This is a genomic window from Streptomyces albipurpureus (assembly GCF_023701525.1).
Lineage (GTDB): Bacteria > Actinomycetota > Actinomycetes > Streptomycetales > Streptomycetaceae > Streptomyces > Streptomyces albipurpureus.
In genome coordinates, this window is sequence record NZ_JAMQAW010000072.1 from 1 (window position 1) to 7420 (window position 7420).

General features: G+C 70.2%; 6 protein-coding genes. 5 read left to right on the forward strand and 1 reads right to left on the reverse strand.

Features of this window, described 5'->3' with window-relative positions; all coding sequences use genetic code 11:
- Window positions 1-535 precede the first annotated feature (535 nt).
- The 5 genes from NBG84_RS34820 to NBG84_RS34840 all read left to right on the forward strand — a co-directional run bounded on the left by NBG84_RS34820 (window position 536) and on the right by NBG84_RS34840 (window position 6716).
- Window positions 536-1279: an IclR family transcriptional regulator gene (locus NBG84_RS34820; protein WP_250923691.1), complete on the forward strand. Its 744-nt coding sequence runs from the start codon at window positions 536-538 to the stop codon at window positions 1277-1279.
- Between the two features lie 85 nt (window positions 1280-1364).
- Window positions 1365-2537, forward strand: coding sequence for an acyl-CoA dehydrogenase family protein (locus NBG84_RS34825; RefSeq protein ID WP_250923692.1), 1173 nt, complete (start codon window positions 1365-1367; stop codon window positions 2535-2537).
- A gap of 1 nt (window position 2538) precedes the next feature.
- Complete coding sequence (locus tag NBG84_RS34830) at window positions 2539-3771, forward strand: CaiB/BaiF CoA transferase family protein (RefSeq protein WP_250923693.1); 1233 nt, start codon at window positions 2539-2541, stop codon at window positions 3769-3771.
- Window positions 3772-3882: 111 nt separating this feature from the next.
- Window positions 3883-5364, forward strand: a complete 1482-nt coding sequence (locus NBG84_RS34835; RefSeq protein WP_250923694.1) for a class I adenylate-forming enzyme family protein — start codon at window positions 3883-3885, stop codon at window positions 5362-5364.
- Window positions 5365-5498: 134 nt separating this feature from the next.
- Window positions 5499-6716, forward strand: a complete 1218-nt coding sequence (locus tag NBG84_RS34840) for an MmgE/PrpD family protein (protein WP_250923695.1) — start codon at window positions 5499-5501, stop codon at window positions 6714-6716.
- Window positions 6717-7165: 449 nt separating this feature from the next.
- Here NBG84_RS34840 and NBG84_RS34845 read toward each other — a convergent pair whose 3' ends face one another.
- Entirely contained in the window at window positions 7166-7369 is a 204-nt protein-coding gene (locus tag NBG84_RS34845) for a hypothetical protein (RefSeq protein ID WP_250923696.1), read from the reverse strand.
- Window positions 7370-7420: the final 51 nt, after the last annotated feature.

Genomic DNA, 7420 nt, shown 5'->3' on the forward strand with positions numbered 1-7420 from the left:
CGAACCATACGCGAATCGCTGACTCCTGCGCCAGAGTGAGAACGAAGTCATGGCGTACCAACTCCCCCCATTGGCAGATCACCCTCCGGCAGACCTTCAGTCCCCGGCGGAAAGACATCGGAAACGAACGGGAACACACCGCGTGCGGGCTGGCCGGCCGAGGTGCGTGGCGTCCGATCCCACCCCTGGACGCCAGGCGACGGGCGATCGGTCGAGGTGGCAGAGGTGGGCGGCTCCGGAGGCTCCGCGGACCACGGCGACGGCCCCCGGGGTGGATAGGAATCCGGCGTTCCATAACGAGTGCTTATCCCGTCCACAGGAATCCCAAGGATTCTCTTAATGCCGTTCGGCGGCATAGCGTGCCGATCAACGGTCCGCGCGGGGCCGGTTCACCGAACGGCCGGACGCCGGGGCCACGACTCCGGCCTGGACAGGGAGCGCGCATGGAAACAACCGCGGCACGCGATCCCTGACCGGCTCCGACGGCCCGGGCAGACAGGGCAGAGCGTGAACGACAGACGGAGAAAGGGTGGACATGCAGGGCGTACAGCGTGTGTTGTACCTGCTGGAATTGGTCTCCGAGCACCAACCGGTCGGCGTGGCCGACCTCTCCCGCGCTTCCGGCCTGCCGAAGTCCACGGTGCAGCGTGCCCTGGGCGCGCTTGCCGACTCAGGCTGGATCCAGGCCGTGGGCAGTGAGCACACCCGCTGGGAGCTCACCTCGCAGATGCTTCTCCTCGGCCGCCGGGCCACCCAGCAGGTCGATCTGCGGGCGGCTGCGCTCGGCCCCATGCGAGAGCTGCGCGACCTCACCGACGAGACCGTCACCCTTCAGGTGCCCGACGGGAACAACCGAATGGTGCTGATCGAACGGCTGGACTCCCAGCAGCCGGTCCGCACAGTCAACCTCCTGGGCGCCAGCTCACCCATGCCGATCACCTCGGCCGGGATCGCCGTACTGGCCCTGATGCCTGAGGAGGAGCTGAACCGGGTGCTCGCTGAGCCCGTGCCGCGGCTCACTTCCCAGACGATCACCGACCCCGAAAGGATCAGGGCCGGCATCGATCGCGCCCGCGAGGCCGGATACGCGGTGAACACGGGACAGAACCGGACCGGTGTGTGCGCGGTCGGCGCCGCCGTGGTGGACGGGGCGGGCGTACCGATCGCCGGAGTCGGAGTCTCACTGCCGGAGAGCCGCTTCACCCTGGAGCAGGCGCCCTGGTGGGGCAGCCGGATCCGGGCCACGGCTGAGGCGATCACTGCCGCACTCTCCGACTGAGGTCAGGGCGCACCACAACGGATTGCGAGTCGTACGGGGTGCGACGACTCTCCCCCTTTCGAGCGGAATACATGGAGCAGTACCGATGAGTGATCACACCGAGGCATGTACAGAGCCGTTCCTCACCGAGGATCGGCTGGCGATTCGGGCGCTGGCGCGGGAGTTCGTGGCCAGGGAGGTGCTGCCGGTGGCCAACGAACTGGACCCGGTGGCCGGCGAGATCCCGATGGAACTGCGCGCGAAGATGGCCGAGTTGGGCTTCTTCGGCATCCTCATCCCGGAGGAGTACGGCGGTCTGGGTCTGGGGGTTTCGGAGTACGCGTTGGTGGTTGAGGAACTGGCGCGTGGCTGGATGAGTGTGGCGAGTCTGATCGCGCGCGGTCAGCAGTTCGCCCATGGCTTTGACGCCGGGCAGCGCGCCGAGTATCTGCCGCGTATGGCGCGGGGGGAGTTCCTCAGTGCCTTCGCCCTGTCGGAGGCCGAGGCCGGCTCGGATGTGGCGAACCTGCGCTGCCGGGCCGAGCGGGACGGCGACGGCTGGCGGATCACCGGCCAGAAGATGTGGTGCACCTTCGCCGACGGCTCCGACTATCTCCAGGTCTTCGCCCGCACCGAACCCCTCGATCCCAGTCACCGCTCCCGAGGCATCACCTGCTTTCTGATGCCCAAGGAGCGCGGCACCCTCCCGGACGGTGTCACCGGCACCCCGGTGCGGAAGATCGGCTATCACGGCTGGAAGACCTGGGAGCTCTCCTTCGAGGGCGCGCGGGTGGAGCCCGGGATGATCGTCGGCGAGGAGGGGAGGGGCTTCGGGGTCGCGATGGGCGATCTGGTCATCGCGCGGATTCACACCGCCGCCCGAGCGATCGGGCTGGCCCGGGGTGCGCTGGAGGACTCGATAGCGTACGCGGCGCAGCGTGTGCAGTTCGGGCGGCCGATCGGGGAGAACCAGGCGATCCGTTTCAAGATCGCCGATATGGCGACCCAGATCGAGGCGTCCCGTGCCCTGCTGCACCGGATCTGTACGGACTACGACGCCGGTCAGCCGTCCAACCTCCAGGCGTCCATGGTGAAACTGCACGCCACGGAGATGGCCGAACGGGTCACCAGCGAGGGCCTTCAGATCCATGGCGGCGCCGGGTACACCACCGATTTCGCGGTCGAGCGGCACTGGCGCGACGCCCGGCTCACGAAGATCTTCGAGGGTACGTCGGAGATCCAGATGAAGATCATCTCCGATGCCCTGCTGGGCCGCTGAGATGACCGCACCAGAAGGACCGCTGACCGGTCTGACCGTACTGGACCTGAGCCGGATGCTGGCGGGGCCGTACTGCACGATGGTCCTCGCCGACCTCGGTGCCACCGTCCTCAAGGTGGAGCCGCCGTTCGGCGACATGATCCGTGATCAGGGGCCGTACGCCGACGGCGATGAACTGAGGGCCTACGGGGGCTACTTCCAGAGCGTCAACCGCAACAAGCAGGGCTTGGTCGTCGACATCACCCGACCTGAGGGGCCCGAGGTGATCCGGCGGCTGGCCACGACCGCGGACATCCTGGTGGAGAACTTCCGCCCGGGCGTCATGGAGCGCAAGGGCATCGGGTACGAGCGGCTCGCTGAGGCCAACCCGCGGTTGATCTATACGGCGATACGGGGTTTCGGCGATCCGCGCACCGGCGCCAGCCCGGTCCAGGACTGGCCCAGCTTCGACATCGTCGCCCAGGCGATGGGCGGTCTGCTCGGCATCACCGGACCGGCGGGCGGTCCCGCCGTCAAGACCGGTCCGGGCTTCGGCGATATCCTGCCCGCGCTGTTCGCGGCCACCGGGACCCTCGCGGCGGTGCACGAGCGCGAACGCACCGGGCGCGGTCGGTTCGTCGACGTCGGAATGTACGACGCCGTGGTCGCCGCCTGCGAGCGGATCGTCTACCAGTACTCCTACAACGGGGTGGTCGCCGGACCCGAGGGCAACGCCCATCCGCTGCTGTGCCCCTTCGGCGTCTTCCCCGCTCGCGACGGCCACATCGCACTCGCCGCCGCCCCCGCCGACCACCACTGGGTGCTGCTCTGCGAGGCGATGGGCCTACCCGAACTCGGCCGCGACCCCCGGTACGCCGGCAACCTCGACCGGGTCGCCCGGCAGGCCGAAGTGCAGGGCATCGTCGGCGAGTGGACCAGCCGCCACACCCGGGCCGAACTCACCGAAGCACTCGGCGGCAAGGTCCCCTTCGGACCGGTCAACACCGCCGACACCCTCTTCGACGACCCCCACCTCAAAGCCCGCGCCATGCTCCAGCAGGTCCAACACCCCGGCCTGGAGCGCCCGGTCACCATCGCCGCGACCCCCATCCGATACGCGAACGGCGCGGAACCCGCCGTACACCGCGCACCACTGCTCGGCGAGCACACCGACGCCGTCCTGCGCGGGGCCGGATACAACGATCAGGAAATCGAAGCCCTACGCGCAGCGGGCGTGGTCGCCGGGCCCGCCTGACGCGGGTCCCCGCAACACAACGGATCTGCCACGTAGGTCCCGCCCACGCGCACCGCGCTCCCCCCGAGCGGCTCCCGCACACCCAGGGAGCACCACACCAGGAAGGACGCCATGGAGCTCGGAAACAGCCTCACACGGAACGCCGCCCGGCATCCGGACAAGCCCGCGGTGGTGTTCGAGGGCCGGGAGCTCTCGTACGCGGATCTCTACGCGCGCGCCCGCCGGGTCGCCAACGGCGTTCTGGCCATCGGGCTCGCGCCCGGCAGCAACGTCGGAATCCTCTCCCGCAACCGGCCCGAGTTCCTGGAACTGTGCTTCGGCCTCGGCATGGCCGGAATGGTGCCCACCCCACTGAACCACCGCCTCACCGCCAAGGACTGGGCCGGGATCGCCACCCGCTCCGACCTCCAACTGCTCTTCATCGAGCCGGAGTCGGCTGCCACCGCCGGGGAACTCGCCGCGGTGATGCCTCGGACCGTCCTGCTCGGCCCCGAGTACGAGGACCTGGTGGCGAGCGCCGCCACCACGGCCCCGCCGGAGGACGGATTCCGGTCCACGCTGATGCTGAACACCTCGGGCACCACCGGGCTGCCCAAGGGGGTGGTGCGTTCCCGGCACGGCTTCTACGAGCGCTCGCTGGAGCAGGGCCTCACCCCTGAGGACCGCTGGCTCGGGGCGCTGCCGCTGTGCCTGTCCGCCGGGATCGCCTACACCCTGAACACGCTCTTCCTCGGTGGCACCGTGATCCTCATGCGGGACTTCGATGCCGAGGAGGCGGTGCGGCTCATCGACGAGTACCAGGTCACCAGCACCCTCATGGTGCCGACCATGCTTCAGCGGCTGGTGGCCGCGCAGCGTGCCTCCGGCCTGGGGGCCGACTCGCTGCGGTCCATCGTCGGTGGCGCTGGGGAGATCACCGCCCGGCTCAAGCGGGACACCATCGACACATACGGCCTGATCCTCTCGATCTTCGCCGGCTCCTCGGAGGCGGGCCACTACGCGAACCTCCGCCCCTACGAGGTACTGGACCGGCTGGAGGGCAACTGCGTGGGGCGGCCCAGTTTCGGTGTGGACCTCAAGCTGATGCGCGACGGTGCGGAGGTGCCCCGCGGCGAGGTCGGCGAGATCTGCGTCCGCAGCAGCTACCAGTTCGACGGCTACTACAACGATCCGGTGGCCAGCGCGGCGCTGTGGCGCGGTGACTACCTCACCGTCGGCGACCTCGGCCGGATCGACGACGCCGGCTATCTGTGGTTCCTGGGGCGGGAACGTGACGTCATCAAGTCGGGTGGCATCAACGTGCACGCCGTCGAGGTCGAGGCGGCCCTGCTGGAGCACCCCGGCATCGTCGAGGCCGCGGTCGTCGGTGTCGCGCACCCCGAATGGGCCGAGGCCGTCACCGCTGTTGTCGTCGCGGCGCCGGACGCACGGCTCACCGAAGCCGAGGTGATCGACTTCACCGCGGGCCGGCTGGCCGGCTTCAAGCGTCCGCGCGCCGTTCACTTCACCGAGCGCCTACCACGCAACCTCATCGGGCGAGTCCTCAAGAACGAGGTCCGCGCGCTGGCCGCGAGGCTGAGCGCGGGGCACTGACGCGGCACCCGGGGCGGGTGCGGCAGCCATTCCTGCCATGCCTTGCGCAACAACCCAACAATCCAACCCAGCAACGCTGACCAGGGGCGCGGGCAGTCCGCGCACCACAGACCGGACCGCCCCAGGAGGCAACCATGGTCACCATCGCCGAGTCGCTCGCACAGTGGGCGCACGGCTACCGACCCGACGCCGCGGACCTCGCACTCGCCGAGCGCTCCCTGCTGGACACCCTCGCCGCCGCGCTCGCCGCCCGGGAACACGACGTCGCGACCCTCGCGTCCGTGCTGCCCGACGCCGCCCGCTGGGCCGCCGTCGGCCATGTGCTCGACTTCGACGACGTACAGGTCGAGACCAGCAGCCATGTCAGCGTGGTGATCGTCTCCTCGGTTCTCGCCGTGGGCGGCGACGCCCGTGCCTATCTCGCCGGGGCGGGCGTCATGACCCGCCTCGGCACCCTGCTCGGCTGGCCGCACTACTCCGCCGGCTGGCACATCACCTGCACCGCGGGAGCACCGGCCGCGGCCGTGGCCGCCGGAACCGCGCTCGGACTGACCCCGCACCAGCTCGCCACCGCCATGGCCCTGGCGCTCCCCGCCGCCGGAGGAGTGCAGGCCGCCTTCGGCACCCACGGCAAGTCACTCCAGGTCGGCTTCGCCGCCGAAGCCGGAGTACGCGCGGCCCGGCTCGCACAGGCCGGTGCCACCGCAGACCCACGCGCCCTCGACCAGTGGCTCACCCTGCTCGGGGGAGTCGGCGGACTCCCTGACAGTGGCGGCCCCGCGGTGCCCGGCGGGCTCGCGATCAAGCTCCACCCCTGCTGCTACGCCATGCAGCGACCCATCGCAGCCATCCGCGAACTGCGCGAAGCCTTGGGCGGCCTCGACCCGGCCGAGGTCGCCCGCGTTGTCGTCACCACACCCGAGGCGGGCATGCAGCCGCTCCGCCACGACCGGCCCCGTACCGGCCTCGAAAGCAAGTTCAGCATGCCGTACGCCGTCACCACCGCCCTCCTGGACGAGTTCCCCGACTTCGACAGCTTCACCGACGCGGCCGTCAACCGACCCGAAGCCCAGCGCCTCGTCGCCGCTGTCGAGACCGTCCGCACACCAGGGGGCGACGACCTGCTCACCGGAGAGGTCGACATCCGCCTCGAACTCTCCGACGGCACCACCGTGCGCACCAGCCTCGCCCAGCCCCCCGGCTCCCCCCTGCGCGCCCCCACCCCCGCCGAACTGGACGCCAAGTTCGCCGCCTGCGGCGCCGACATCCCCGCCCTGCTCGCCGGTATCAACTGGGCCTCTGCCCGCGCGCTGCTCAACAAGGCACTCCCGGCCGGCCCGCTCGAATCCTGACCGCCGGCCGGACAGCCGTTTCCTCAGCGGGCGGCCCCGTCCAGCAGGAGCGCCGTGCCGAGGTCGGTGAACCGCTCGGGAGGTCGGCACGGTGGGCCGGACGTGGAGCGGGCGCGTTGCCGACGATGGTGAGCACTGAACAGGCCGGTCCTGCTGCCCCAGTGCCGGTTAGACGGTGGGGCCGAGGATTCTCGGCGGCCTCGCCGATGTCGTCCGTACGGACGGAGTGGAAGCCCCGCTGGTCCAAGAGCCGGATCGCCTCAGTGGGCAGCGAATCCCTGCGGGATGCAGATGCCTGCCCTCGCGCCGCTACGGGACCGGGCCCGCGCCGCGCGGCCATGTCCGAGGACAGCGCTCGCGGCGCCTCGATCAGTCAGCCCGCGTTCTCCACCATGCCGGCCTCGGGCTCCGGGCCCGCCAGGAACGCCCGTCAGAGCAGTTCCCGCTGGCTACGGAAACGCGGGGACAAAGCAGGCGTGGTGACTTCGGCACAGCGACTTCCGCGACGGAGCGTTGTGATAGCGACGTTCCTTGAACAGGTCCCCGGCCGCGGCGAAGACGCGCTCCTTGCGGTCGCGGGGCCTTCGGACCACCACGATCACCTCCTCTTCGCCGTGCGTCACCTCCCCGCCCGGGCCGATACGGTCGTTCACCGGGCTGATCCTCCTGTTCCCCCACCGGCCCGGTGAACGACGGGGCGGTGC